At 72.0% G+C, this 25,106-nt stretch carries 29 protein-coding genes; 25 read left to right on the top strand and 4 right to left on the bottom strand.

Annotated elements, in window-relative coordinates; translation table 11 throughout:
* Window positions 1-188 precede the first annotated feature (188 nt).
* The 15 genes from secY (at window position 189) to glmM (ending at window position 12,512) form a co-directional block, all read left to right on the top strand.
* Window positions 189-1,499, top strand: a complete 1,311-nt coding sequence (gene secY, locus VR45_RS01325; RefSeq protein WP_045937809.1) for a preprotein translocase subunit SecY — start codon at window positions 189-191, stop codon at window positions 1,497-1,499.
* The gene (locus VR45_RS01320) at window positions 1,499-2,152 is read left to right on the top strand and encodes an adenylate kinase (RefSeq protein ID WP_045937808.1); all 654 of its coding nucleotides are present in this window, start codon (window positions 1,499-1,501) and stop codon (window positions 2,150-2,152) included. Before secY ends, VR45_RS01320 begins: the two co-directional genes overlap by 1 nt.
* Before the next feature lie 131 nt (window positions 2,153-2,283).
* A complete protein-coding gene (gene map, locus VR45_RS01315; protein WP_045937832.1) occupies window positions 2,284-3,126 on the top strand; it encodes a type I methionyl aminopeptidase in 843 nt (280 codons plus the stop codon).
* 114 nt (window positions 3,127-3,240) lie between these two features.
* Complete coding sequence (gene mscL, locus VR45_RS01310; protein WP_078896130.1) at window positions 3,241-3,684, top strand: large conductance mechanosensitive channel protein MscL; 444 nt, start codon at window positions 3,241-3,243, stop codon at window positions 3,682-3,684.
* 169 nt (window positions 3,685-3,853) lie between these two features.
* Window positions 3,854-4,075 (top strand): translation initiation factor IF-1, encoded by a 222-nt coding sequence (gene infA / locus VR45_RS01305; protein WP_003956442.1) that lies wholly within the window; start codon window positions 3,854-3,856, stop codon window positions 4,073-4,075.
* A gap of 33 nt (window positions 4,076-4,108) precedes the next feature.
* On the top strand, window positions 4,109-4,222 hold the full coding sequence (gene rpmJ / locus VR45_RS01300; protein ID WP_003956441.1) for a 50S ribosomal protein L36: 114 nt from the start codon (window positions 4,109-4,111) through the stop codon (window positions 4,220-4,222).
* 172 nt (window positions 4,223-4,394) lie between these two features.
* Window positions 4,395-4,775, top strand: coding sequence for a 30S ribosomal protein S13 (gene rpsM / locus VR45_RS01295; RefSeq protein WP_030393312.1), 381 nt, complete (start codon window positions 4,395-4,397; stop codon window positions 4,773-4,775).
* 72 nt (window positions 4,776-4,847) lie between these two features.
* Entirely contained in the window at window positions 4,848-5,255 is a 408-nt protein-coding gene (gene rpsK, locus VR45_RS01290; protein ID WP_014136257.1) for a 30S ribosomal protein S11, read from the top strand.
* A 130-nt stretch (window positions 5,256-5,385) separates the two neighbouring features.
* Window positions 5,386-6,408, top strand: coding sequence for a DNA-directed RNA polymerase subunit alpha (locus VR45_RS01285; protein WP_030393313.1), 1,023 nt, complete (start codon window positions 5,386-5,388; stop codon window positions 6,406-6,408).
* 127 nt (window positions 6,409-6,535) lie between these two features.
* Entirely contained in the window at window positions 6,536-7,015 is a 480-nt protein-coding gene (gene rplQ, locus VR45_RS01280) for a 50S ribosomal protein L17 (protein ID WP_045937807.1), read from the top strand.
* A gap of 82 nt (window positions 7,016-7,097) precedes the next feature.
* Complete coding sequence (gene truA / locus VR45_RS01275; protein ID WP_045937806.1) at window positions 7,098-8,027, top strand: tRNA pseudouridine(38-40) synthase TruA; 930 nt, start codon at window positions 7,098-7,100, stop codon at window positions 8,025-8,027.
* Between the two features lie 41 nt (window positions 8,028-8,068).
* Entirely contained in the window at window positions 8,069-9,745 is a 1,677-nt protein-coding gene (locus VR45_RS01270) for an ATP-binding cassette domain-containing protein (protein ID WP_045937805.1), read from the top strand.
* A gap of 240 nt (window positions 9,746-9,985) precedes the next feature.
* On the top strand, window positions 9,986-10,429 hold the full coding sequence (gene rplM / locus VR45_RS01265; RefSeq protein ID WP_030393317.1) for a 50S ribosomal protein L13: 444 nt from the start codon (window positions 9,986-9,988) through the stop codon (window positions 10,427-10,429).
* 46 nt (window positions 10,430-10,475) lie between these two features.
* On the top strand, window positions 10,476-10,976 hold the full coding sequence (rpsI, locus tag VR45_RS01260) for a 30S ribosomal protein S9 (protein ID WP_030393318.1): 501 nt from the start codon (window positions 10,476-10,478) through the stop codon (window positions 10,974-10,976).
* Window positions 10,977-11,147: 171 nt separating this feature from the next.
* Window positions 11,148-12,512 (top strand): phosphoglucosamine mutase, encoded by a 1,365-nt coding sequence (gene glmM / locus VR45_RS01255; protein WP_045937804.1) that lies wholly within the window; start codon window positions 11,148-11,150, stop codon window positions 12,510-12,512.
* Between the two features lie 68 nt (window positions 12,513-12,580).
* Here glmM and coaA read toward each other — a convergent pair whose 3' ends face one another.
* Window positions 12,581-13,576 carry a type I pantothenate kinase gene (coaA, locus tag VR45_RS01250; RefSeq protein ID WP_045937803.1) on the bottom strand — a complete coding sequence of 332 codons (996 nt, stop codon included), beginning with the start codon at window positions 13,574-13,576 and terminating at the stop codon, window positions 12,581-12,583.
* A 99-nt stretch (window positions 13,577-13,675) separates the two neighbouring features.
* Here coaA and glmS point away from each other — a divergent pair, with 99 nt between their 5' ends.
* A complete protein-coding gene (glmS, locus tag VR45_RS01245) occupies window positions 13,676-15,532 on the top strand; it encodes a glutamine--fructose-6-phosphate transaminase (isomerizing) (RefSeq protein ID WP_078896134.1) in 1,857 nt (618 codons plus the stop codon).
* 42 nt (window positions 15,533-15,574) lie between these two features.
* On the opposite strand, the gene VR45_RS01240 is transcribed toward glmS, so the two are convergent.
* Window positions 15,575-16,132 carry a Uma2 family endonuclease gene (locus VR45_RS01240; protein WP_353612651.1) on the bottom strand — a complete coding sequence of 186 codons (558 nt, stop codon included), beginning with the start codon at window positions 16,130-16,132 and terminating at the stop codon, window positions 15,575-15,577.
* Window positions 16,133-16,309: 177 nt separating this feature from the next.
* On the opposite strand from VR45_RS01240, the gene VR45_RS01235 reads away from it, so the two are divergent.
* The 5 genes from VR45_RS01235 to VR45_RS01215 all read left to right on the top strand — a co-directional run bounded on the left by VR45_RS01235 (window position 16,310) and on the right by VR45_RS01215 (window position 21,363).
* On the top strand, window positions 16,310-17,785 hold the full coding sequence (locus tag VR45_RS01235; protein WP_045937800.1) for an NAD(P)H-hydrate epimerase: 1,476 nt from the start codon (window positions 16,310-16,312) through the stop codon (window positions 17,783-17,785).
* 119 nt (window positions 17,786-17,904) lie between these two features.
* Window positions 17,905-19,101, top strand: coding sequence for an alanine racemase (gene alr, locus VR45_RS01230; protein ID WP_045937799.1), 1,197 nt, complete (start codon window positions 17,905-17,907; stop codon window positions 19,099-19,101).
* Window positions 19,098-20,327, top strand: a complete 1,230-nt coding sequence (locus VR45_RS01225) for an alpha/beta hydrolase (RefSeq protein WP_045937798.1) — start codon at window positions 19,098-19,100, stop codon at window positions 20,325-20,327. Before alr ends, VR45_RS01225 begins: the two co-directional genes overlap by 4 nt.
* 132 nt (window positions 20,328-20,459) lie before the next feature.
* Entirely contained in the window at window positions 20,460-20,957 is a 498-nt protein-coding gene (gene tsaE, locus VR45_RS01220) for a tRNA (adenosine(37)-N6)-threonylcarbamoyltransferase complex ATPase subunit type 1 TsaE (protein ID WP_045937797.1), read from the top strand.
* 169 nt (window positions 20,958-21,126) lie between these two features.
* Window positions 21,127-21,363 (top strand): hypothetical protein, encoded by a 237-nt coding sequence (locus VR45_RS01215; RefSeq protein ID WP_045937796.1) that lies wholly within the window; start codon window positions 21,127-21,129, stop codon window positions 21,361-21,363.
* Window positions 21,364-21,376: 13 nt separating this feature from the next.
* Here VR45_RS01215 and VR45_RS01210 read toward each other — a convergent pair whose 3' ends face one another.
* The gene (locus VR45_RS01210; protein ID WP_045937830.1) at window positions 21,377-21,994 is read right to left on the bottom strand and encodes a hypothetical protein; all 618 of its coding nucleotides are present in this window, start codon (window positions 21,992-21,994) and stop codon (window positions 21,377-21,379) included.
* 186 nt (window positions 21,995-22,180) lie between these two features.
* Here VR45_RS01210 and tsaB point away from each other — a divergent pair, with 186 nt between their 5' ends.
* Genes tsaB through VR45_RS01190 form a run of 4 tightly spaced genes read left to right on the top strand, consistent with a single transcriptional unit; the run spans window position 22,181 to window position 24,804 of the window.
* The gene (gene tsaB, locus VR45_RS01205) at window positions 22,181-22,837 is read left to right on the top strand and encodes a tRNA (adenosine(37)-N6)-threonylcarbamoyltransferase complex dimerization subunit type 1 TsaB (protein ID WP_045937795.1); all 657 of its coding nucleotides are present in this window, start codon (window positions 22,181-22,183) and stop codon (window positions 22,835-22,837) included.
* A gap of 59 nt (window positions 22,838-22,896) precedes the next feature.
* The gene (gene rimI, locus VR45_RS01200; protein WP_078896133.1) at window positions 22,897-23,457 is read left to right on the top strand and encodes a ribosomal protein S18-alanine N-acetyltransferase; all 561 of its coding nucleotides are present in this window, start codon (window positions 22,897-22,899) and stop codon (window positions 23,455-23,457) included.
* Window positions 23,450-24,541, top strand: coding sequence for a tRNA (adenosine(37)-N6)-threonylcarbamoyltransferase complex transferase subunit TsaD (gene tsaD / locus VR45_RS01195; protein WP_030393331.1), 1,092 nt, complete (start codon window positions 23,450-23,452; stop codon window positions 24,539-24,541). Before rimI ends, tsaD begins: the two co-directional genes overlap by 8 nt.
* Window positions 24,538-24,804 (top strand): hypothetical protein, encoded by a 267-nt coding sequence (locus VR45_RS01190; RefSeq protein WP_045937794.1) that lies wholly within the window; start codon window positions 24,538-24,540, stop codon window positions 24,802-24,804. Before tsaD ends, VR45_RS01190 begins: the two co-directional genes overlap by 4 nt.
* Before the next feature lie 56 nt (window positions 24,805-24,860).
* Here the strand turns inward: VR45_RS01190 and VR45_RS01185 are convergent.
* Window positions 24,861-25,106, bottom strand: a 246-nt coding sequence (locus VR45_RS01185) for a hypothetical protein (protein WP_045937793.1), incomplete at its 5' end; no start/stop codon positions are given.

Here is a 25,106-nt window from a genome sequence, read left to right as displayed (position 1 = left end):
TACCCCATGAGTGGGGGAGAGGCCGTACGCGCTTCTTTCGAGTGGCCGCGCACTGTTAGAGTCCGTGGAGTTCCCTTGTAGGCTGCGCGCAGGCTCGCCTGTGCCGTCTGTACGGGGCCCGAACCGCAAACTCCCCATTCCAGGACCGACCCTCCCGCCGACGACGTGCGGGAGGCGCAGGAGGCACCGTGCTCAGTGCGTTCGCGCGGGCGTTCCAGACGCCCGACCTGCGCAAGAAGCTGCTGTTCACGCTGGGCATCATGGTGCTGTTCCGGCTGGGCTCGCACGTTCCCGTACCCGGGGTCGACTTCGAGGCGGTTCACGCCTGCATCAAGGAGACCAAGAACAACGGGCTCTTCGGCCTGGTGAACCTGTTCTCCGGCGGCGCTCTGCTCCAGTTGACGATCTTCGCCCTCGGCATCATGCCGTACATCACGGCGAGCATCATCCTCCAGCTCCTCACCGTCGTGATCCCACGACTCGAGGCGCTGAAGAAGGAGGGGCAGGCCGGCCAGGCGAAGATCACCCAGTACACCCGCTACCTCACCATCGCGCTGGCGGTGCTCCAGGGCACCGGGATCGTGGCGACCGCGTCCAGCGGCGCCCTCTTCTCCGGGTGCGTCTACGCCAACCAGATCGTCCCGGACACCGGGGTCTTCCGGATCGCCGTGATGGTCCTGACCATGACCGCCGGCACCACGGTGATCATGTGGCTCGGTGAGCTCATCACCGACCGGGGCATCGGCAACGGCATGTCGCTGCTGATCTTCACCTCGATCGCCGCGCAGTTCCCCACCTCGATGTGGGCGATCAAGCAGTCCGGCACCATCGGCGGCGGCTGGGTCGAGTTCCTCTCGGTCATCGCGATCGGCGTCATCGTTGTGATGCTCGTCATCTTCGTCGAGCAGGCGCAGCGCCGGATCCCGGTCCAGTACGCGAAGCGGATGATCGGCCGTCGGGCCTTCGGCGGAACATCGACCTACATCCCGCTCAAGGTGAACCAGGCCGGTGTCATCCCGGTCATCTTCGCCTCGTCGCTGCTGTACATCCCCGCCCTGGTGGTCCAGCTGACCAACAGCCAGTCGAGCTGGGCGGTCTGGGTCACCAAGCACTTCGTCCGCGGCGACCACCCGGTCTACATGGCCACGTACTTCCTGCTGATCGTCTTCTTCGCCTTCTTCTACGTCGCCATCTCCTTCAACCCCGAAGAAGTTGCCGACAACATGAAGAAGTATGGTGGGTTCATCCCGGGTATCCGGGCCGGCCGCCCGACGGCCGAGTACCTGAACTACGTGCTCACCCGCATCACGTGGCCGGGTTCGCTCTACCTGGGCCTGATCGCGTTGATCCCGATGATCGCCCTGGTCGCCTTCGGACAGCAGACCAACTTCCCGTTCGGCGGCACCAGCGTGCTCATCGTCGTCGGCGTCGGACTCGAAACTGTGAAGCAGATCGAGAGCCAGCTCCAGCAGCGCAATTACGAAGGGTTCCTCCGCTGATGCGTATCGTCCTCGTCGGACCCCCCGGGGCCGGGAAGGGTACTCAGGCGCACCTGCTCGCCAAGACCCTGTCCATTCCCCACATCTCGACCGGCGACCTGTTCCGCGCGAACATCGGCCAGGGCACCCCGCTGGGTGTCGAGGCCAAGAGCTACATGGACGCGGGCCGCCTGGTGCCCGACGAGGTCACCATCGGGATGGCCAAGGACCGCATGCTCCAGGAGGACGCCGCCAACGGCTTCCTGCTGGACGGTTTCCCGCGCAACCTGGGCCAGGCGGAGGCGCTGGACGTCTTCCTCGCCGAGCAGGGCATCGCGCTGGACGGCGTGCTGGACCTGGAGGTCCCCGAGGACGAGGTCGTCCGCCGGATCGCCGGCCGCCGGCTGTGCCGCAACGACGGCGGCCACGTCTTCCACGCGGTCTACAACCCGCCGAAGACCGAGGGCGTCTGCGACGAGTGCGGCGGCGAGCTGTACCAGCGTTCGGACGACACCGAGGAAGCGGTGCGGACCCGGCTGGAGGTCTACCACACGGAGACCGAGCCGATCATCGACTACTACCGCCAGCAGGGTCTGATCGCCACGATCCCCGCGCTCGGCAAGGTGGACGAGGTCACCGCCCGCGCGATCGAGGCGTTGAAGCAGAACAGCTGAGTTTTTTCAGCGACGTACGTACGGCCGCGCTGCCCGCCCATGGGCAGCGCGGCCGTACGGCGTCGTACGGTGGAACGAGTGCACGGCCGCCGGCAAGGACCGCGCGGGAACCCAAGGAAGGCGTGACCCAGATGGTGGAGATCAAGACCCCCGACCAGATCGCGAAGATGCGAGCGGCCGGGCTGGTCGTCGCCGAGGCGCTCAAGGCGTGCCGCGAGGCGGTCGCCCCGGGAATCACCACCCAGGAGCTCAACGACATCGCGGACAAGGTCATCACCGACCACGGTGCGACCTCGAACTTCCGGGCGGACCACGGCGGCCTGTGGTTCCCGGGCGTCATCTGCGCCTCGGTGAACAACGAGGTCGTGCACGGCATCCCCGGCGACCGGGTGCTCCAGGAGGGCGACCTCATCTCGATCGACTGCGGCGCGATCCTGGACGGCTGGCACGGTGACGCGGCGATCTCGGTCGCGGTCGGCGAGGTGAGCCCCGAGGTGGAGATGCTGAGCCGGGTCACCGAGGGGTCGATGTGGGCGGGCATCGCCCAGATGCGCAAGGGCAACCGCCTGGTCGACGTCTCCAAGGCGATCGAGGGCTTCATCCGCCGCCAGCCGCTGCCGCCCAAGGGCAAGTGGGGCATCACCGAGGGCTACGGCGGCCACGGCATCGGCACCGCGATGCACATGGAGCCGCACGTGCTGAACTACGTCGAGCGCGGCCGGGGCAAGGGCATGAAGCTGGTCCCCGGCACCGTGCTGGCGATCGAGCCGATGGTCTCGCTGGGCACCCCGCACACCTCGGTGCTGGAGGACGACTGGACCGTGGTCACCAACGACGGCACCTGGGCCTCGCACTGGGAGCACTCGGTGGCGGTCACCGAGGAGGGCCCGCTGGTGCTCACCGCCTTCGACGGCGGCAAGGAGATGCTGGCCAGGCTGGGTGTCACGGCCGCTCCGGACCCGCTCGGCGCGTAGCCGACCGGGCCGGCCACCGGCCCGGCGAAGGATGCGAAGCCCTGGAGGTTTGGACCTCCAGGGCTTTTGTCCTATTTTTATGCGCTGGCAGTGGGTTCGAGCGAGGAGAGTGCAGTGTTCAAGGGATTCCGCGACTTCATGATGCGCGGCAACGTCGTCGACATGGCGGTCGGTGTGGTCATCGGTGCCGCGTTCACCGGGGTGGTGACCGGCTTCGTGTCCGCGTTCCTCACCCCGCTGGTGGGTGTGGTGGTCGGCGCCGCCGGCGACTTCGGCTCGTACAAGGCCACCATCGCCGGGGTGACCTTCCCGTACGGGCAGTTCCTCAATGTGCTGATCGCGTTCTTCATGACCGCCGCGGTGCTCTACTTCTGCGTGGTCCTGCCGGTGACCAAGGCGACCGCCCGGTACATGCCGAAGAAGCCGAAGACCCCGAAGCGCCCCTGCCCGGAGTGCCTGACCGAGATCCCCGAGGCCGCCCGCCGCTGCTCCGCCTGCACCGCCCACGTCAAGCCGCTGGCCGTCCCGGTCGTTCCGGTCGCCGCGACCGGCCGCTGACCGGGCCCCGTTTTGGTGCATCCCTCGTGCTGGCGTAGGATGGACCGTCGGCTCACTCGTAGCGTGCTCCAGCACGCCCTCTTCCCCCTCGTCGGGGTCGGGGTGGACCCAGGTTCGCACGAGCGTGCCGCATACGGTAGCCGGTCCCGGAAGGTGGATCTCGCAGTTCATGGCTAAGAAGCAAGGCGCCATTGAGATCGAGGGCACCGTGATCGAGTCTCTTCCGAACGCGATGTTCAAGGTCGAGCTGCAGAACGGTCACAAGGTCCTCGCGCACATCAGTGGCAAGATGCGCATGCACTACATCCGCATCCTGCCGGACGACCGGGTCGTGGTGGAGCTCAGCCCCTACGACCTGACGCGTGGCCGGATCGTCTACCGCTACAAGTAAGAACGCCAGATCTAGACCCGGAGAACCTGAAGCATGAAGGTCAAGCCGAGCGTCAAGAAGATCTGCGACAAGTGCAAGGTGATCCGCCGTCACGGCCGGGTCATGGTGATCTGCGACAACCTGCGCCACAAGCAGCGCCAGGGCTGATCTCTTTCCCGCATTTCTCGTAGTACTTCGCGCGACGCGAAAAACGTCATAAGCGGGCCACCCGATCCGTCCAGGACGGACTGCCGCCCCCGGTCAGAGGCCGGGGCTCCCTCACCGTGAGGTGTCGGAGTAGGTGGCTCGCCAGACCTCTGAAGAAACACAGGAGCCTTGAATGGCACGCCTCGCCGGCGTTGATCTCCCCCGTGAGAAGCGGATCGAGATCGCCCTTACGTACGTGTACGGCATCGGCCGTACCCGCGCCCAGCAGACCCTCGCCGAGACCGGTGTCAGCCCCGATGTCCGCGTTCGCGACATCGCCGAGGACGACCTGGTCAAGCTGAGCCAGTACATCGACGCCAACTTCACGGTCGAGGGTGACCTCCGCCGCGAGGTGGCCGCCGACATCCGCCGCAAGGTCGAGATCGGCTGCTACGAGGGTCTGCGTCACCGCCGCGGCCTGCCGGTCCGCGGTCAGCGCACCCACACCAACGCGCGTACCCGCAAGGGCCCGCGTCGCGCGATCGCCGGTAAGAAGAAGCCGGGCAAGAAGTAGTCCGTCCCGTAACCGGACATCCCTCCGGCCCGCGGGTCAGCGGACCGACCACCTCAGTAGGAGAACAGACTTATGCCCCCCAAGGGTCGTCAGGCTGCCGGCGCGAAGAAGATCCGCCGCAAGGAAAAGAAGAACGTCGCTCACGGCCACGCGCACATCAAGAGCACGTTCAACAACACCATCGTTTCGATCACCGACCCGTCGGGCAACGTGATCTCCTGGGCCTCCGCCGGCCACGTCGGCTTCAAGGGCTCGCGCAAGTCCACCCCGTTCGCCGCGCAGATGGCCGCCGAGGCCGCTGCCCGTCGCGCGCAGGAGCACGGCATGCGCAAGGTTGACGTCTTCGTGAAGGGTCCGGGCTCCGGCCGCGAGACCGCGATCCGTTCGCTCCAGGCCACCGGCCTGGAGGTCGGCTCGATCCAGGACGTCACCCCCACCCCGCACAACGGCTGCCGCCCGCCGAAGCGCCGCCGCGTCTGACGCAGCGCCTTCGGGCTCGCAGTACCTGTTTCAAACCTCGTACGGGGTCCCGTTTCCGACGGGACCCCGTACGCTGGTTCTGTTCGGCATCAAATAGTGGGTGCCGAAGATCAATGGAGGATCTGACACCATGCTGATCGCTCAGCGCCCCTCGCTGACCGAAGAGGTCGTCGACGAGTTCCGCTCGCGGTTCGTGATCGAGCCGCTCGAGCCGGGCTTCGGCTACACCCTCGGCAACTCCCTGCGCCGCACGCTCCTCTCCTCGATCCCGGGTGCCGCTGTCACCAGCATCCGCGTCGACGGTGTCCTGCACGAGTTCACCACCGTGCCGGGCGTCAAGGAGGACGTCACCGACCTCATCCTCAACATCAAGCAGCTGGTCGTCTCCTCGGAGCACGACGAGCCGGTCGTGATGTACCTGCGCAAGCAGGGCCCGGGTGTCGTCACCGCCGCCGACATCGCCCCGCCGGCCGGTGTCGAGGTGCACAACCCCGAGCTGATCCTCGCCACCCTGAACGGCAAGGGCAAGCTGGAGATGGAGCTGACCGTCGAGCGCGGTCGCGGCTACGTCTCCGCCGTCCAGAACAAGGCCTCCGGCCAGGAGATCGGCCGCATCCCGGTCGACTCGATCTACAGCCCCGTGCTGAAGGTCACCTACAAGGTCGAGGCGACCCGTGTCGAGCAGCGGACCGACTTCGACAAGCTGATCGTCGACGTCGAGACCAAGCCCGCCATGCGTCCGCGCGACGCCATGGCCTCGGCCGGCAAGACCCTGGTGGAGCTGTTCGGTCTCGCCCGCGAGCTGAACATCGACGCCGAGGGCATCGACATGGGCCCGTCCCCGACGGACGCCGCCCTGGCCGCCGACCTGGCGCTGCCGATCGAGGAGCTGGAGCTCACCGTTCGGTCGTACAACTGCCTCAAGCGCGAGGGCATCCACACCGTGGGTGAGCTCGTCGCCCGCTCCGAGGCCGACCTGCTCGACATCCGCAACTTCGGCGCGAAGTCGATCGACGAGGTCAAGGCGAAGCTGGCCGGCATGGGCCTGGCGCTCAAGGACAGCCCGCCCGGGTTCGACCCGACCGCCGCCGCCGACGCCTTCGGCGCCGACGACCTGGACGACGCGGGTTACGCGGAGACCGAGCAGTACTGAGAGACTTGACCGCGGGGGCGGTTCCCCGGAACCGCCCCCGTCGTCGTGAAAGTCGTGCGGGCACAGTGTCCGTACGCCCGCTGCGGTACCTGGTACGGCCGCAGTCGGAGATTCGAGGAGTAATTCCATGCCGCGTCCCACCAAGGGTGCCCGCCTCGGCGGCGGCCCGCACCACGAGCCGCTGCTGCTCGCCGGTCTGTGCCGTGAGCTGTTCCAGTACGGCCGCATCACCACGACCGAGGCCAAGGCCCGTCGGATGCGCCCGCTGGCGGAGAAGCTGATCACCAAGGCGAAGAAGGGCGACATCCACAACCGTCGCCTGGTGCGCAAGACCATCACCGACATCTCGGTGCTGCACACCCTCTTCACCGAGATCGCGCCGCGCTACGAGAACCGCCCGGGTGGCTACACCCGTATCACCAAGATCGGTCCCCGTCGTGGCGACAACGCCCCGATGGCCGTGATCGAGCTGGTCGAGGCGCTGACCGTCGCGCAGAACGCCGTCGGCGAGGCCGAGGCCGCCACCAAGCGCGCCGTCAAGGAGGCCGACGAGGCCAAGGTCGAGGCCCCCAAGGCCGACGAGGCCGAGGCCGCCGAGCAGGCCTGACACCCACCAGGTGTGTTGCGGGCCCGCTTCCCCATCCGTGGGGGAGCGGGCCCGTTCCTCTTTGTCCAGGGAGTGGAGAGCAGTGGTCAACGATTGCGCCGAGCGGCCGCCGGTGAAGGACGGGCCGGCCGACGGGTACGTCCGGGTCCGGCTGGACCTCGCCTACCACGGCGCCGAGTTCTCCGGCTGGGCCCGGCAGAAGGGCGGCCGGCGGACGGTCCAGGAGGAGATCGAGACCGCGCTGCAGATCGTCACCCGCAGCCAGGAGCTCCACCCGCTCACCGTGGCCGGCCGCACCGACGCCGGTGTGCACGCCCGGGGCCAGGTCGCCCACGTCGACCTGCCGGCCGAGCTGTGGGAGGCGCACCGGGAGAAGCTGATGCGCCGGCTGGCGGGGCGACTGCCCGGTGACGTCCGGATCTACCGGGTGGGCGAGGCCCCGGCCGGCTTCGACGCCCGCTTCTCGGCGATCTGGCGCCGCTACGCCTACCGGGTCGCCGACCACCCCGGCGGGGTCGATCCGCTGCTGCGCGGCCATGTGCTCTGGCACGACCGGCCGCTCGACCTGGACCGGATGAACGCCGCCGCCCGGCTGCTGCTCGGCGAGCACGACTTCGCGGCGTACTGCAAGAGGCGCGAGGGCGCGACCACCATCCGCACCCTGCTGGAGCTGCGCTGGGACCGGGTCCCGGTGGACGGCTACGCGTCCCAGGAGGGCTCGCTCGCGGTCGCCACCGTGCGGGCCGACGCCTTCTGCCACAACATGGTGCGCGCCCTGGTCGGCGCCATGCTGCTGGTCGGCGACGGCCACCGGCCGGTGGAGTTCCCCGGCGAGGTGCTGGCCGGCGGTGTGCGCAACTCCGCCGTCAACGTGATCCGGCCGTACGGACTGACCCTGGAGGAGGTCGGCTACCCGGCCGACGAGCAGCTCGCCGAGCGCAACCGAGCCGCCCGCCGGATGCGCACCCTCCCCGGCACCCCCACCGCCCCGTCAGGCCCCGACGCCACCTAATCCATTTGGGTCCGGGGCGGCGGCTTGGGACAATCTCCCCCATGGGACACGTCGAGATTTCGCACCTGGAGTACTACCTGCCGGACGGGCGGGTGCTGTTCGACGACGCGTCCTTCCGGGTGGGGGAGGGCGCGGCCGTCGCGCTGGTCGGCGCCAACGGCGCGGGCAAGACCACGCTGCTGCGCATGATCGCGGGCGACCTCCAGCCGCACGGCGGCTCGGTGACGATCAGCGGCGGGCTCGGCGTGATGCGCCAGTTCGTCGGCACCACCGGCCGCGAGGAGCAGAAGAAGGCCGGTGACGAGCAGGAGGGTCCGGGCGCGCTGCCCGCCGACGCCTCGGTCCGCGACCTGCTGGTCTCCGTCGCCCCCGCGCGGATCGCCAAGGCCGCCCGCGCGGTCGACGCCGCCGAGCTGGCGATGATCGCCCAGGACGACGAGAAGACGCAGATGGCCTATGCCCAGGCGCTCTCCGACTGGGCCGACGTCGGCGGCTACGACTACGAGACCGACTGGGACGTCTGCACCACGGCGGCCCTCGGGGTGTCCTTCGACAAGGCCCAGTGGCGCGGCCTGAACACGCTCTCCGGCGGCGAGCAGAAGCGGCTCGTCCTGGAGGCGCTGCTGCGCGGCCCGGAGGAGGTCCTGCTGCTCGACGAGCCGGACAACTACCTGGACGTCCCGGGCAAGCGCTGGCTGGAGGAGGCCATCAGGGCCACCCCGAAGACCGTGCTGTTCATCTCCCACGACCGCGAGCTGCTGTCCCGCACCGCCGAGAAGATCATCAGCGTCGAGTCCGGCGCGGCCGGCTCCAGCGTCTGGGTGCACGGCGGCGGGTTCGACTCCTTCCACGAGGCCCGCAAGGCCCGCTTCGAGCGCTTCGAGGAGCTGCGCCGCCGCTGGGACGAGGAGCACGCCAAGCTCAAGAAGCTCGTCGTCAACCTGCGCCAGGCCGCCTCGATCAGCCACGACATGGCCTCCCGCTACTCGGCCGCGCAGACCAGGCTGAAGAAGTTCGAGGACGCCGGCCCGCCCGAGGCCCCGCCGCGTGAGCAGAGCATCACCATGCGGGTCAAGGGCGGGCGCACCGGAGTGCGCGCCTTCACCATGGAGCAGCTGGAGCTCACCGGTCTGATGAAGCCCTTCGACCTGGAGGTCTTCTACGGCGAGCGGGTCGGGGTGCTGGGGTCCAACGGCTCCGGCAAGTCGCACTTCCTGCGGCTGCTGGCGGGCGACGCCACGGTGGCCCACACCGGGGCCTGGAAGCTCGGCGCCCGGGTGGTGCCCGGCCACTTCCGGCAGACCCACGCGCACCCCGAGCTGCTCGGCCGCACCGTCCGCTCGATCGTCGAGGAGGAGCACGCGCTCGGCCGCGGCGCCGCGATGGGCGTGCTGCGCCGGTACGAGCTGGACCGGCAGGAGGAGCAGAAGTTCGAGTCGCTCTCCGGCGGCCAGCAGGCCCGGCTGATGATCCTCAAGCTGGAGCTGTCCGGCGTCACCGCGCTGCTGCTCGACGAGCCGACCGACAACCTGGACCTGGAGAGCGCCGAGGCGCTGCAGGCCGGGCTGGAGGCCTTCGACGGCACTGTGCTGTGCGTCACCCACGACCGGTGGTTCGCCCGGACCTTCGACCGTTTCCTGGTTTTCGGCGCCGACGGCCGGGTCTACGAGTCCCCGGAGCCGGTCTGGGACGTCAGCCGGGTCGAGCGGGACCGCTGATCAGGGGCCCGGGAGACCGTTCCGGCGGGGAGGATTTTGACCGTCCCCGTCCGGCCCGGTAGCCTGGGCGCTTGATGTGCGTATTGGCTCGCTCTATCTCACGTGAGAGGTCGGTACGCCGGAGACACCAGGTCGACGACCAGCGGCTCCCCCTTGAATTGCGTCCAAGGCGGCCAGGCTGATCCCTCCTCCGGGTGCTCCTGTCAGGACTCACTCACTGAAAAGCGAAGGCATACGACCGTGCGTACGTACAGCCCCAAGCCCGGCGACGTCCAGCGTCAGTGGCACGTCATCGACGCGACCGACGTCGTGCTCGGCCGTCTGGCCTCCCAGGCCGCCAACCTCCTCCGGGGTAAGCACAAGGCGATCTACGCGCCGCACGTTGACACTGGTGACTTCGTCATCATCATCAACGCCGACAAGGTGCACCTGTCCGGTAACAAGAAGACCCAGAAGCTGGCCTACCGCCACTCGGGCTTCCCGGGCGGTCTGCGTTCGGTGCGCTACGACGACCTGCTGGCGAACAACCCGGAGAAGGCCGTCGAGAAGGCCATCAAGGGCATGATCCCCAAGAACACCCTGGGCCGTCAGATGCTCTCCAAGCTGAAGGTCTACTCGGGCGACCAGCACCCGCACGCTGCGCAGCAGCCGGTGCCGTTCGAGATCACCCAGGTCGCGCAGTAATTCCGGCCACCAAGCCCCCCATCACTGAAAAGAGCTGAGGAACACCGTGGCCGAGACCACCGAAACCCTTGAGGTCGAGTTCGACGAGACTGTCGTCGAGGGCGAGTTCACCTCCGAGGAGTACACCTCCGAGTCCCTGGCCGGCCGCTTCGGCGAGGCCGTCCCCGGCGCCGGCCTCGGCCGTCGCAAGGAGGCGATCGCCCGCGTGCGCATCGTCCCGGGCACCGGGCAGTGGAAGATCAACGGTCGCACCCTGGAGAACTACTTCCCCAACAAGGTGCACCAGCAGACCGTGAACGAGCCCTTCAAGCTCCTCGAGCTGGACGGCCGTTACGACGTTGTCGCCCGCATCTCCGGCGGCGGCGTCTCCGGTCAGGCCTACGCGCTGCGCCTCGGCGTCGCCCGTGCCCTGAACGAGGCCGACGTGGACAACAACCGCGCCGCGCTGAAGAAGGCCGGCTTCCTGATGCGTGACGCGCGTGCCGTCGAGCGCAAGAAGGCCGGTCTCAAGAAGGCCCGCAAGGCGCCGCAGTACAGCAAGCGCTAATTGCGCCCCCGGGGGTGCGTACCGCCCTGGTGGTGCACGCCCCCGGATGCGCTCCATACGCCCCGGAGTACCCCGTGTACTCCGGGGCGTCGTGCTCCCCGGCCATTGTGCGGAGGCCGGGGATTCGATCGGATTCACTGCAAGGCATTGCGGCGATGTGAGGACGGGACAATGGGACGACTCTTCGGTACGGACGGTGTGCGCGGTGTGGCCAACCAGGGGCTGACGGCTGAGCTGGCGCTCGGCCTGTCGGTCGCGGCGGCGCACGTGCTCGGCGAGGCGGGAGCCTTCGACGGCCACCGGCCGGTCGCGGTCGTCGGCCGTGACCCGCGTGCCTCGGGCGAGTTCCTGGAGGCCGCGGTCATCGCGGGCCTCGCGAGCGCCGGCGTCGACGTACTGCGGGTCGGAGTGCTCCCCACCCCGGCGGTGGCCTACCTCACCGGCGCGCTCGGCGCCGACTTCGGCGTGATGCTGTCCGCCAGCCACAACGCCATGCCGGACAACGGCATCAAGTTCCTCGCCCGCGGCGGCCACAAGCTGGACGACCGCATCGAGGACGCCATCGAGGCCCACTTCCACAAGCACGCGGCGGGCGGTGAGGACTGGAACCGTCCGACCGGCGCCGCCGTCGGCCGGGTCCGCGAGTACACCGAGGGCTTCGACAAGTACGTCGCCCACCTCATCGGCGTGCTGCCCAACCGCCTGGACGGCATCCGGGTCGTCATCGACGGCGCGCACGGCGCGGCCGCGTACGTCGCCCCCGAGGCCTTCGCCCGGGCCGGCGCCGAGGTCGTGCACACTCTGGGCGCCGAGCCCACCGGCCTCAACATCAACGACGGTGTCGGCTCCACCCACCTGGACCGGCTGCGCACCGTCATGCGCGAGCACTCGGCGGACCTCGGGATCGCCCTGGACGGCGACGCCGACCGCTGCCTGGCCGCCGACGCGGCCGGCGACGAGGTCGACGGCGACCAGATCATCGCGATCCTGGCCGTCGCCATGAAGGAGGCCGGCACGCTGCGCCGCAACACCGCGGTCGCCACCGTGATGTCCAACCTGGGCTTCAAGCTGGCGATGGAGCGCGAGGGCATCGACCTGGTCGAGACCTCGGTCGGCGACCGGTACGTGCTGGAGGCGATGAAGGAGCACGGCTTCGCGCTGGGCGGCGAGCAGTCCGGCCACGTCATCCTGCTGGACCACGCGACCACCGGCGACGGGACCCTGACCGGTCTGATGCTCGGCGCCCGGCTGGCCGCCACCAAGCAGCCGCTGGCGGACCTGGCCGCCGTGATGACCCGCCTGCCGCAGGTGCTGATCAACGTCAAGGGTGTCGACAAGAGCCGGGTCGGGACCAGCGAGGAGCTGGCCGCCGCGGTGGCCGCGGCCGAGGCCGAGCTGGGTGCCACCGGCCGGGTGCTGCTGCGTCCGTCGGGCACCGAGCCGCTGGTCCGGGTGATGGTCGAGGCCGCCGACGAGGCGCAGGCGCAGTCCGTCGCCGAGACGCTCGCCGAGGCGGTGCGCAGCTCGCTGAGCTGACGGCCCCGGAGAACACGCCAGAAGGCCCCCGCCGCGGACGATCGCGGCGGGGGCCTTCGGCGTTTCCCTCAGAGCTTGCGCAGCAGCGCCCGGCGGACCTTGTGGTCCGAGCCCTTCTGCAGGACCAGGGTGGCCCGGCCGCGGGTGGGCCGCACGTTCTCCAGCAGGTTCGGACGGTTGATGGTGCGCCAGACCTGGCGGCCGTACTCCATCGCCTCCTCCTCCGGCACCTCGGTGAAGCGGCGGAAGTAGGAGCTCGGGTCCTGGAAGGCGGTCTGCCGCAGCTTGCGGAACCGGTCCAGGTACCAGCTCTCGATGTCGTCGGTGCGGGCGTCGACGTAGATCGAGAAGTCGAAGTAGTCGGCCACCGCGAGGCGGGTGCGGCCGTCGCTGCCGGGCAGGGCCGGCTGGAGCACGTTCAGGCCCTCGACGATGAGGATGTCCGGGCGCTCCACGGTGAGCCGCTCGTCCGGCACGATGTCGTACACGAGGTGCGAGTAGACCGGGGCGGTGACCCGCTCCTTGCCGGCCTTCACATCCGCGACGAAGCGGGTCAGCGCCCGGCGGTCGTACGACTCGGGGAAGCCCTTGCGGGCCATCAGGCCGCGCCGGCGCAGCTCGGCGTTGGGCAGCAGGAAGCCGTCGGTGGTGACCAGCTCGACCCGGGGGTGCTCCGGCCAGCGGGCCAGCAGCGCCTGGAGCAGTCGGGCGGTGGTGGACTTGCCGACCGCGACCGAGCCGGCCACCCCGATGATGAACGGGGTGCGGGTGCGTTCGGTGTCCGGGGTGTCCAGGAAGGTGCCCAGTGCGCCGCGCAGGTCGTGCGTGGCGTGGATGTAGAGGTTCAGCAGCCGGGACAGCGGCAGATAGACGTCCCGGACCTCGTCGAGGTCGAGTGCGGTGCCGAGACCCCGCAGCCGTTCCACCTCCTCCGCGGTCAGTGGCAGCGGCGTACGCTCGCGCAGGGCGCTCCACTCGGCCCGGCTGAGGTCCACGTAGGGGGACGGCGAGGGGCCGGGCGTGATGTCGCCCCGCGTACAGAGTTCGGTCAGCACATGCTCCATTGTGGGCCGTAGCGCCGTTCGTGGCGGCTGTGGTGTCGGTCACGGCCTGTGGGCGAACCGTGCGAATGGGGCGTCCGAAGCGCCCTTATGCTGGCACGCATGTGCGGAATTGTTGGATACGTGGGCTCCCAGCCCGCCCTTGATGTTGTAATCGCAGGCCTGCAGCGACTGGAGTACCGGGGTTACGACTCCGCCGGTGTCGCAGTGCAGGTGCAGGGCTCCGACGGGCAGTGGAGCCTCGCCACCGACAAGCGGGCCGGCAAGCTCGCGAACCTGGAGAAGTCGCTCGCCGAGACCCCTCTTCCCGGCGGCACCACCGGCATCGGCCACACCCGTTGGGCCACCCACGGCGGGCCGACGGACGCCAATGCCCACCCCCACCTGGACGACGCGGCCAAGGTCGCGGTGGTCCACAACGGCATCATCGAGAACTTCGCCCAGCTCCGGGCCGAGCTGGCCGAGCGCGGCCACACCCTGCGTTCGGAGACGGACACCGAGGTCGTCGCGCACCTGCTCGGCGAGCTGTACGAGGGCGACCTCGCGGAGGCCATGCGCGCCGTCTGCCGCCGGCTGGAGGGCGCCTTCACCCTCGTCGCCGTGCACGCCGACGCCCCGGACGTGGTGGTCGGCGCCCGTCGCAACTCGCCGCTGGTGGTCGGGCGCGGCGAGGGCGAGAACTTCCTCGCCTCCGACGTGTCCGCGTTCATCGCGCACACCCGCGAGGCGATCGAGCTGGGCCAGGACCAGGTCGTCGAGCTGCGCCGCGAGGGCGTCACGGTGACCAACTTCGACGGCACCCCGGCCGACGTGACCGAGTACCACGTCGACTGGGACGCCTCGGCCGCCGAGAAGGGCGGCTACGACTACTTCATGCTCAAGGAGATCGCCGAGCAGCCGAAGGCCGTCGCCGACACCCTCCTCGGCCGGATCGGCACCGACGGCCGGCTCACCCTCGACGAGCTGCGGATGTCGGACGCCGACCTGCGCGCGGTCGACAAGGTCGTCATCGTCGCCTGCGGCACCGCCTTCCACGCGGGCATGATCGCCAAGTACGCGATCGAGCACTGGACCCGGATCCCGTGCGAGGTCGAGGTCGCCTCGGAGTTCCGCTACCGCGACCCGATCATGGGCCCGGGCACGCTGGTCATCGCCATCTCGCAGTCCGGCGAGACCATGGACACCCTGATGGCGCTGCGCCACGCGCGCGAGCAGGGCGCCAAGGTGCTGGCGATCTGCAACACCAACGGCTCGACCATCCCGCGCGAGTCGGACGCGGTGCTGTACACCCACGCCGGCCCCGAGGTGGCGGTCGCCTCGACCAAGGCGTTCCTGACCCAGCTGGTCGCCTGCTACCTGGTCGCGCTGTACCTGGGCCAGGTGCGCGGCACCAAGTGGGGCGACGAGATCCTCGCCGTCATCAAGGAGCTCGGCGACGCGCCGAAGCAGGTCGAGCAGGTCCTGGAGACCATGGAGCCGGTGCGCGAGCTGGCCCGCTCCCTCGCCGACGCCAAGTCGGTGCTGTTCCTCGGCCGGCACGTGGGCTTCCCGGTCGCCCTGGAGGGCGCGCTCAAGCTCAAGGAGCTCGCCTACATGCACGCCGAGGGCTTCGCCGCCGGTGAGCTGAAGCACGGCCCGATCGCGCTGATCGAGGAGGGTCTGCCGGTGGTGGTGGTCGTGCCGTCGCCGCGCGGCCGGTCGATCCTGCACGACAAGATCGTCTCCAACATCCAGGAGATCCGGGCCCGCGGTGCGCGGACCATCGTGATCGCGGAGGAGGGCGACGAGGCGGTCGTCCCGTACGCGGACCACCTGATCCGCATCCCGGTCACGCCGGTGCTGCTGCAGCCGCTGGTCGCCACCGTGCCGCTGCAGGTCTTCGCCTGCGAGCTGGCCACGGCCAAGGGCCACGAGGTCGACCAGCCCCGCAACCTGGCGAAGTCGGTCACCGTCGAGTAGTCCGACCCCGCTCCGTCCCGGGGCCCCTGCGGTGGCTGCGTCCTACCGCAGGGGCCCCGTGTCGAGCGTGAACGAGAACGGGGCGGGCAGGTCCAGGGGCTTGCCGAACTCGACCTTGGTCGTGGTGATGTAGTCGCCGTCCTCGGGGTTGGTGAACAGGGTGACGGTGCCGGCGTCGCGGTCGACCAGCAAGTAGCAGGGGATCCCAGCGGCGGCGTAGCCCATGCGCTTGGGCTCGCGGTCCTTGTGCGGGTTGAGCGAGGTGACCTCGAAGACGAGCAGGACACCCTCCGCCGAGGCCCAGGGATCCAGATGGTCGAACCGGTCGGCCGGGACGACCGTGCCGTCGGGGATGAACCGGCCGCCGGGAGTGATCAGGCCCTTGACGCCTGCGATGTCAAGATCGATCGCGGCGCTCCGGAAGAACTGCTTGGTGATCTTCGAGACTGCGCCCTCGTGCTGTCCGTCCGGTGGCGGCGTCACGACGATCTCCCCTTCGATGAATTCGGCCTTGCTTCCCAGCGGGGTGTCCAGCTCCAGAAACGCCTGGAGGAGGCTGCCCTCGCTCAGCGGGTGCTCGACTGCCGGCATGGCGACCATGGCCCTTCTCCCTCCTGTGGGTCCGTGCCGAGCCACACCGTAGGCACCCGGACCGACACCGGTGGGGAATCGAAGTTGGTGTCACTCGAAAGTGTGCCGCACGGTCGGGGGCGCCGTCGGGAGCTCCTTCGCGTAGCGTCGGCGGGAGTTGCCGCCGAGTCCGGGGGAGAGCCCGTCATGCGTTGTGCCCACCGCGTCGACCAGGTCCGTGCCGCCGAGGCGGAGCTGATGGCCCGGCTCCCGGAGGGCACGCTGATGCGGCGGGCCGCCGCCGGGCTCGCCGTGACCTGCGCCCGGCTGCTGACCCGCCGGCGCGGCCGGGTGTACGGCAGCCGGGTGGTGGTGCTGGCCGGCAGCGGCGACAACGGCGGTGACGCCCTGTACGCCGGTGCGGAGCTGGCCCGGCGCGGGGCGCGGGTGACGGCGGTGCTGCTCGCCCCCGGGCGGGCGCACGGCGGCGGGCTGACGGCGCTGCGGGCGGCGCACGGGCGGGTGGTGGTGGAGCAGGAGATCGGCCTGGCCGACTTCTCGTGCGCGGACCTGGTGCTGGACGGCATCGTCGGCATCGGCGGCCGGGGCGGACTGCGCCCGGAGGCCGAGCCGTACGCCCGGGCCGCGCGGACCGGGGTGGTGGTGGCCGTCGACGTGCCCAGCGGGGTGGACGCCGACACCGGCGAGGTCGCCGGGGCGGCGCTGCGGGCGGACGTCACGGTCTGCTTCGGCACCTACAAGCCCGGGCTGCTGATCGACCCGGGCGCCTCGTACGCCGGAGCGGTGCAACTGGTGGGGATCGGACTCGAACTTCCGCCGGCCGGGGTGGTGGCCCTGCAGCACGCCGACGTGGCCGCCCTGCTGCCGGTGCCGGGCGCGGAGAGCGACAAGTACCGGCGCGGTGTGGTCGGGGTCGCCGCCGGTTCGGCGCGGTACCCGGGGGCGGCGCTGCTCGCGGTCGCCGGCGCGCTGCGCGGCGGCGCGGGCGCGGTGCGGTACGTGGGGACGGCGGCCGAGGAGGTGGTGCGGTGCTTCCCGGAGACGCTGGTCACCGAGGGCGGTCCGGCCGGGGCCGGCCGGGTGCAGGCCTGGGTGGTCGGACCGGGCGGCGGCGAGGGCGCCGGCCGGGCGCTCGCCGAGGCGCTGGCGGCCGACGTGCCGGTACTGGTCGACGCGGACGGGCTGACCGAGCTGGCCCGGCTCGGCCCCGGCGCGCTCGCCGGGCGGACGGCACCGACGCTGCTCACCCCGCACACCGGGGAGGCGGCCCGGCTGCTCGCCGGGGCCGGGGGCGACGGCGGCACCCGTTCGGAGCAGGCCCGCCCGCCCGCCGCCGATCCTCCCCCAGCCTCCGGCCGGGGGTACGCCCAGGGCGCCGTGCGGGTGAACCCGACCGGGACCGCGTGGCTGGCCACGGCCGGCAGCGGGGACGTCCTGGCCGGGCTGGCCGGCTCACTGCTCGCCGCGGGCCTGTCCGCGCCGGACGCCGCCGCGGTGGCGGCCTATCTGCACGGGCTCGCCGCCCGGCACACCGCAGCCGTCCCCGGCGCCCCCGTCACCGCCTCGGAGGTGGCGGCCGCGCTCCCGGCGGTCTGGAACGACGTCCGCACCGGGGCCGCCCCGGAACCGCGTTCCCGGCGGGCGGGTGGAACCGGCCGCTGATTCGTGGGCGTCCGGAAGGGGGTGGCGGGTCGCGGGGGGTCCCGGGCGCGGGCGGCCCGGGGCGGCGACCCGAAGGGCCGTTCGGCAAGGACCCCGGGACGTCTGGGAGACTGACCCTGATGACAACTGCGAAGACGCCCGTGATGGCCGGCCTCACCGAAGGCGTACGGGCCGAGGCGACCATCGATCTCGCCGCCCTGCGCGGCAACCTCGACGCGCTGCGCGAGCGCATCGGCGGGGCCACGGTGATGGCTGCGGTCAAGGCGGACGCCTACGGCCACGGCGCGCTGCGCTGTGCCCGGGAGGCGGTCGCCGCGGGAGTCGGCTGGTTGGGCACCGCGACGCCGGAGGAGGCGCTCGCCCTGCGCGCCGGCGGGGTGGGTCCCGGACAGGCGCGGATCCTCTGCTGGCTGTGGACCCCCGGCGGGCCCTGGCGGGAGGCGCTCTTCGCGGACCTCGACATCTCGATCAGCGGCGAGTGGGCGCTCACCGAGCTGCTCGCCGCCGTCCGCGCCACCGGCATACCGGCCCGGGTCCACCTCAAGGCCGACACCGGCCTCGGCCGCAACGGTTGCCAGCCGCACGACTGGCCCGAGCTGGTCGCCGCCGCACGCCGCGCCGAGCTGGACGGCCTGCTGACCGTGGTCGGCGTCTGGTCGCACTTCGCCGCCGCCGACGAGCCCGGCCACCCCTCGATCCAGGCGCAGCTGGACGCCTTCCGCTCGGCCCTGGCCTCCGCCGAGGCGGCCGGGCTGCGCCCCGAGGTGCGGCACCTGGCCAACTCGCCGGCCGCCCTGCTGCTGCCGCAGTCGCACTTCGACATGGTCCGCACCGGCCTCGCCATGTACGGGCTGTCGCCGGTCCCCGACGTGGGCTCGCCGTCCGACTTCGGCCTGCGCCCGGTGATGTCGCTGACCGCCCGGCTGGCCCTGGTCAAGCACGTGCCCGGCGGCCACGGGGTCAGCTACGGCCACCACTACACCACCCCGGGGCCGACCACGCTGGGCCTTGTCCCGGTCGGCTACGGCGACGGCATCCCGCGGCACGCCAGCGGCATCGGCCCGGTGCAGGTCGACGGCAAGTGGCGCACGGTGGCCGGCCGGGTGGCGATGGACCAGTTCGTGGTGGACCTCGGCGGCGACACCCCGCCGATCGGCGACGAGGTACTGGTCTTCGGCAGCGGCGACCGCGGTGAGCCGACCGCCGAGGACTGGGGCCGCGCCTGCGGCACCATCTCCTACGAGATCGTGACCCGGATCGGCTCCCGGGTGCCGCGCCGCTACGTCGGCGGCCTGGACGAGGGCCTGCTCGGATGAGCGGGCCGAGCGACACCGACCCGGTCGCGACCCTCGGCCGGGCGGCCCGGGCCGTCAAGGCGGCCGAGGCGGCCACCGGGGTGAGCCGGGCCGGTCTGATCGGCATCTCGGTCGGCGTGCTCGCCGCCGGCGCCGCCGCCGGGGTCGCGATCGACCGGCTGACGGTCGGCCGGAGCACCCGCCGCCGGGCCCGCGCCGAGCTGGACGCCAACGCCCCGTACGGCTCGCTGCGCGGCCGCCCCCGCACGGTGGCCGCCGCCGACGGCACCGAGCTGTACGTCGAGCTTGACGGCCTCGGCATCCCGGAGGGCCGCGACAACCCGGACGGGGAGCGGGACGGCGCGGCCGAGCCGCTGACCGTGGTCTTCTGCCACGGCTACTGCCTCAACCAGGACAGCTGGCACTTCCAGCGCGCCGCCTTCCGGTCCGGTGCCCGGCTGGTCCTGTGGGACCAGCGCAGCCACGGCCGCTCGGAGCGCTCCCGCTCCTTCCTGGCCGGCGAACCCGCCGGCATCGACCAGCTGGGCGGCGATCTCAAGGCCGTGATCGACGCCGTCGCGCCGACCGGCCCGCTGGTCCTGGTCGGCCACTCGATGGGCGGCATGACGATGATGGCGCTGGCCGACCAGCACCCGGAGCTGTTCCGGGAGCGGGTCGCCGGGGTCGCGCTGATCGGCACCCTGGCCGGGAACTGGGACGCCGTCACCTTCGGCCTGCCGGTCGCCGGCGCCAAGCTGTTCCGCAAGGTCGCGCCGGGCATGATGAAGCTGCTCGGACGCCAGGTGGACCTGGTGGAGGCGACCCGTCGGCTCGGTGCGGACGTCAGCGCCGTCTTCTACCGGCGGTACTCCTTCGGGGCGAAGGACGTCGACCCGGGCGTGGTCCGGTTCGCCGAGCAGATGCTGGACGCCACCCCGATCGACGTGGTGGCCGAGTTCTACCCGGTGTTCTCGGCGCACGAGAAGACCGAGGCGCTGGCCGTCCTGCGCGGCATCCCCACCCTGGTGCTGACCGGCACCAAGGACCTCCTCACCCCGCCCGGCCACGGCGAGGTGATGGCCGAGCAGCTGCCGGGGGCCGAGCTGGTCCTGGTCCAGGACGCCGGGCACCTGGTGATGCTGGAGCGCCCCGACCTGGTCGACCACCACCTGGCCGACCTGTTCGACCGGGCCGCCCGCTTCCGCGGCGCGGCCCCGCTGCCGCCCCAGGTCGGCGAACCGGCGTAGGCCGGGGCCCGCGCCCCGGCCGTCCTGTCCCCGGGGCGGGCCCGGCGCGGGCGGTGCCGGGGATGTGGCACGGTAGCGGGGGCGCCCGAGGACCGGTGCGCCGCCGTACGGACCGAAGGGCTTGATTCGCGCATGGGCTCCCACGCCTCTCTCACCGTCGCCACCCCCGACCGGATGGGCCGGCTCGGCCGGGAGCTGGCTGCGCTCCTGCGGCCGGGGGACCTCGTGCTGCTCTCCGGCGAGCTGGGAGCGGGCAAGACCACGCTGACCCGGGGCCTCGGCGAGGGGCTCCAGGTGCGCGGGGCGGTCACCTCCCCGACCTTCGTGATCGCCCGGGTGCACCCCTCACTGGTGGGCGGCCCGGCGTTGGTGCACGTCGACGCGTACCGGCTGGGCGGCGACCTCGACGAGATGGAGGACCTCGACCTCGATGTCTCGCTGCCCGAGTCGGTGGTGGTGGTCGAGTGGGGCGAGGGCAAGGTCGAGCGGCTCTCGGAGAACCGTCTGGAGGTCCGGATCGGACGCGCGATCGGCGCCGAGGCGGCCGGGGACGACCTGGACCCGCGCCGGGTGGAGCTGACCGGCATCGGCACCCGCTGGGACGGCACGGACCTGACCGCGCTGGCCTGACCGCGCCCGACCGCGCCGGCCGCGCCGCACCGGAGCGCCCCGGCCGCGCTGCCGGGGCGGCCCCGCCGTGTCACGGTTTGCCGACAGGGTGTCGGGAAGATGTTGCGATCGAGGTCCCGGGCGTGGTGGGATGGTTCTTGAGGTTAGGTCTGCCTAACTAGGAGGCGCCATGCCGAGCACCACGCCCGCCCCGGAGCGCGCACCGCGCGGGACCGGGGCCGAGGAGCCCGCCCGCCGTGCCGCGGGGGAGCCGATGCGGGCCCTGCTGGCCGCCTGTGCGGCGGCGGAGGCGGTCTCCACCCCGCCCGAACGCCGTCCGGCCGCCCACGCGCTGGGCGAGGGCCCCGGGACGTCCGGACCGTCGCCGTCGAGCGGCGGCGCGCACGAGACCCGGCGCGCCGCCTAGGGCGCGTCCCCGGTCAGTGGATCACGACGACCTTGGTGTCCTTCGGCGCGAAGTCCCAGAGCAGCTGGCCGTCCGCGCGGCTGCTGCGGATGCCGCCGGTCTTGCCCGTCGAGGCGGCCGGGGAGGACGCGGCCGAGGTGGGCGCCGGGGCGGCGGGCGGAGCGCCGGTGCCGCCGTCGACGGCCGCGCCGAAGCCGAACACCACGCCGTTCTGCTGCGCGAAGCGCACCACGTGCTCGATCTGCTTGCCGTCGGTGCCGGTCCCGGACGGGGTCCGGCTGTAGACGGGGTAGCTGCCGGGGGCCGGCTCGACCGTGCCCGGGGTCACCGGGAAGGTGGCCACCACCTGGGGGGTCTTCTTCGGGTCGATCAGCCAGACGTAGTGGGTGCTGACCGAGTAGACGACCCGCAGCCCGGTGCCGGTGCCCACGGCGGGCAGCGTCGGGGCGGCCGGCGTGGGCGTGGCGGTCGGGGTGGCCGAGGCGGCCGGTCCGCTGGAGGTGGCGGCCGTGCTCGTGACCGGGTTCGCGGCGACCGCGCGGTCCTGCGCGCCGTTGGCCTGGAAGGCCAGCAGGCTCACCACCGCCAGGGCCCCCAGGGTCAGCCCGGTGACCACCACTCCAGGACCCATCTTCGCCACGTGCCGCTCCCACCGCCGTCCCAAAACCGTCGGCCCCATCGTGCCAGGTTCGCCCGTCCGGTCCGCATCGTGTCGGACGTGTGTTCCGGAGCCGGTCCGGTTTTCGATCGGGCGGAGCACGTGCCCCGGCGGGACCGGCCCGGACGGGGTGCTGGCCGACCGGTCTAACCTTGACCCGTGCTGCTGCTCGCGTTCGACACCGCTACCCCCGCCGTCACCGCCGCCGTCCACGACGGCACGGCCGTCCTCGCCGAGACCGACCAGGTCGACGCCAGGCGCCACGGCGAACTCCTGATTCCCGCGATCGACCGGGTGCTCCGGGAGGCCGGTGTCGACCGGCACCGGCTGACCGACATCGCGGTGGGCGTGGGCCCCGGCCCGTACACCGGTCTGCGGGTCGGCCTGGTGACCGCCGCCGCGCTGGGCCACGCGCTCGGCCTTCCGGTGCACGGCGTCTGCACCCTGGACGCGATCGCCCACGCGGCCCGCGCCGAGGGGCTGGCCGGCGAGGCGTTCACGGTGGCCACCGACGCCCGCCGCAAGGAGGTCTACTGGGCCGCGTACGACGCCGAGGGCCGGCGGACCGAGGGGCCGTCGGTGGACCGTCCGGGCGAGCTGACCCCGCCGGCGCGGTCGGTCGGCGCCGGTGCGCTGCTCTACCCGGACGCCTTCCCGGGCGCGCACGGCCCCGAGCACGTCTCGGCCGGAGCGCTCGCCGCGTTCGCCGTCGCCGAGCTGGCCGCCGGCCGGGCCCTGCTGCCCAACGCCCCGCTGTACCTGCGCCGCCCCGACGCCCAGGTGCCGGCCGGCTACAAGGCGGTGCTCCCGGCGTGACCGGCCCGAGCACCGCCGGCCCGAGCACCACGGACCCCGGTGCCGCCCGGCTGCGGCCGATGCGCTGGTGGCACATAGCCCCGGTGCTGGCGCTGGAGCTGGAGCTGTTCCCGGAGGACGCCTGGTCCGCCGGCATGTTCTGGTCCGAGCTGGCCGAGGCCCACCCCGGCGGCACCCGGCACTACACCGTCGCCGTCACCCCGGACGGCGCGGTCGTCGGCTACGCCGGGCTGATGGCGGTGGGCGGCGACGGCGATGTGCAGACCATCGCCGTCGACGGACGCCACCAGGGCACCGGGCTCGGCGCGGCGCTGCTCACCGACCTGGTCCGGGAGGCCGCCCGGCGCGGCTGCGCGGACCTGCTGCTGGAGGTGCGGGTGGACAACACCCGCGCGCAGCGGCTCTACGAGCGCTTCGGTTTCGAGCCGGTCGGCATTCGGCGCGGCTACTACCAGCCGGCCGGCATCGACGCGCTGGTGATGCGGCTCGACCTCGCGGCCGCCCCCGCCGACCACGTCGCTCCTGCCGCTCCTGCCGCCCCCGCCGCGGCCCCCGAAGACCTCGACGAACCCGCGGGCCACCCGCGACCGGATGTGAAGAAGGACACCCCCCATGGCTGACGAACCGCTCGTCCTCGGCATCGAGACCTCCTGCGACGAGACCGGCGTCGGCATCGTGCGCGGCACCACCCTGCTGGCCGACGCGGTGGCCTCCAGCGTCAACGACCACGCCCGCTTCGGCGGCGTCGTCCCCGAGATCGCCAGCCGCGCGCACCTGGAGGCGATGGTCCCGACCATCCAGCGCGCCCTGGACACCGCGGGCGTCAAGGCCAGCGACCTGGACGGCATCGCCGTCACCGCCGGACCGGGCCTGGCCGGCGCGCTGCTGGTCGGCGTGAGCGCCGCCAAGGCCTACGCGTGGGCCCTCGACAAGCCGCTGTACGGGGTCAACCACCTCGCCTCGCACATCTGCGTGGACCAGCTGGAGCACGGCCGGCTGCCCTCGCCGACGATGGCCCTGCTGGTCTCCGGCGGGCACTCCTCGCTGCTGCTGAGCGAGGACATCACCACCGACGTCCGCCCGCTCGGCGCGACCATCGACGACGCGGCCGGCGAGGCCTTCGACAAGGTGGCCCGGGTGCTCGGCCTGGGCTTCCCCGGCGGCCCCGTGGTGGACCGCAGGGCCCGTGAGGGCGACCCGAAGGCGATCGCCTTCCCGCGCGGCCTGACCGGCCCCAAGGACCCGGAGTACGACTTCTCCTTCTCCGGCCTGAAGACCGCCGTCGCCCGCTGGGTGGAGGCGAAGCGCCGGGCCGGCGAGGAGGTGCCGATCGCGGACGTCGCGGCGTCCTTCCAGGAGGCGGTCACCGATGTGCTCACCCGCAAGGCGGTCAAGGCCTGCAAGGACAACGGCGTCGACCATCTGATGATCGGCGGCGGTGTCGCGGCCAACTCCCGGCTCCGCGAGATGGCCCAGCAGCGCTGCGACCGCGCCGGGATCCGGCTGCGGGTGCCGCGTCCGGGCCTGTGCACCGACAACGGCGCGATGGTCGCCGCACTCGGCAGCGAGATGGTCTGGCGGGACCGCGCGCCGTCCTCGCTCGACCTGTCGGCGGACTCCTCGCTGCCGGTCACCGAGGTCCATGTGCCGCACACCGACTTCCACGGGCAGGCCTACCAGGCCCTGACCGGGCAGCAGCAGTGAGCGCCACCACCGCCGCGATGTGGGAGGCCAGGGCCGCCGACGGCCGGGGCGCCGAGCTCTCCGGCTGGGTCCGGGGGACGGCGCTGCCCGCGCTGCGCGGTTCGGCCGGGCTGCTCCGGACCGAGCTGCTCGCCGCCCCCGGGGACCGGGTGCTGCTGATCACCTGGTGGTCCGGCGAGCCGGTCCCGGTGCCGGAGCCGCCCGCCGCCCTGCTGGGCCGTCCGGTGCACCGCTGGTCCTTCACCAGCGAGCACGTGGAGTAGCCGCCGCCAGCCGTTCGCACGCCTGATCGGGAACCGAACGCCGGACCGTTACCGTGCTAGCGATCGAGGTCGCTGAACGGGAGCGGGGAGCACGGCGCGGTGAACAGGCACGCACGGAGCAGGACGACGGTGTACGCGGCGGGGGCGCTGGCCCTGCTGGCCGCCGCCACCGGGTGCACGAGCGACGGCGGCAGCGGCGCGGCCTCGGCCGCGCTGGTCCCGGCGAGCGGCTCCCCGGTGACGGCCGCGCCGTCGCCGTCGCGGTCCGCCGCTCCGTCGCCGACCGCGTCCCCGACCGGGGG

The organism is Streptomyces sp. NRRL S-495, from assembly GCF_000966955.1.
GTDB lineage: Bacteria > Actinomycetota > Actinomycetes > Streptomycetales > Streptomycetaceae > Kitasatospora > Kitasatospora purpeofusca.
Note: the sequence above shows the minus strand (reverse complement) of the source record. Positions and strands in the feature narration are given on the sequence as shown.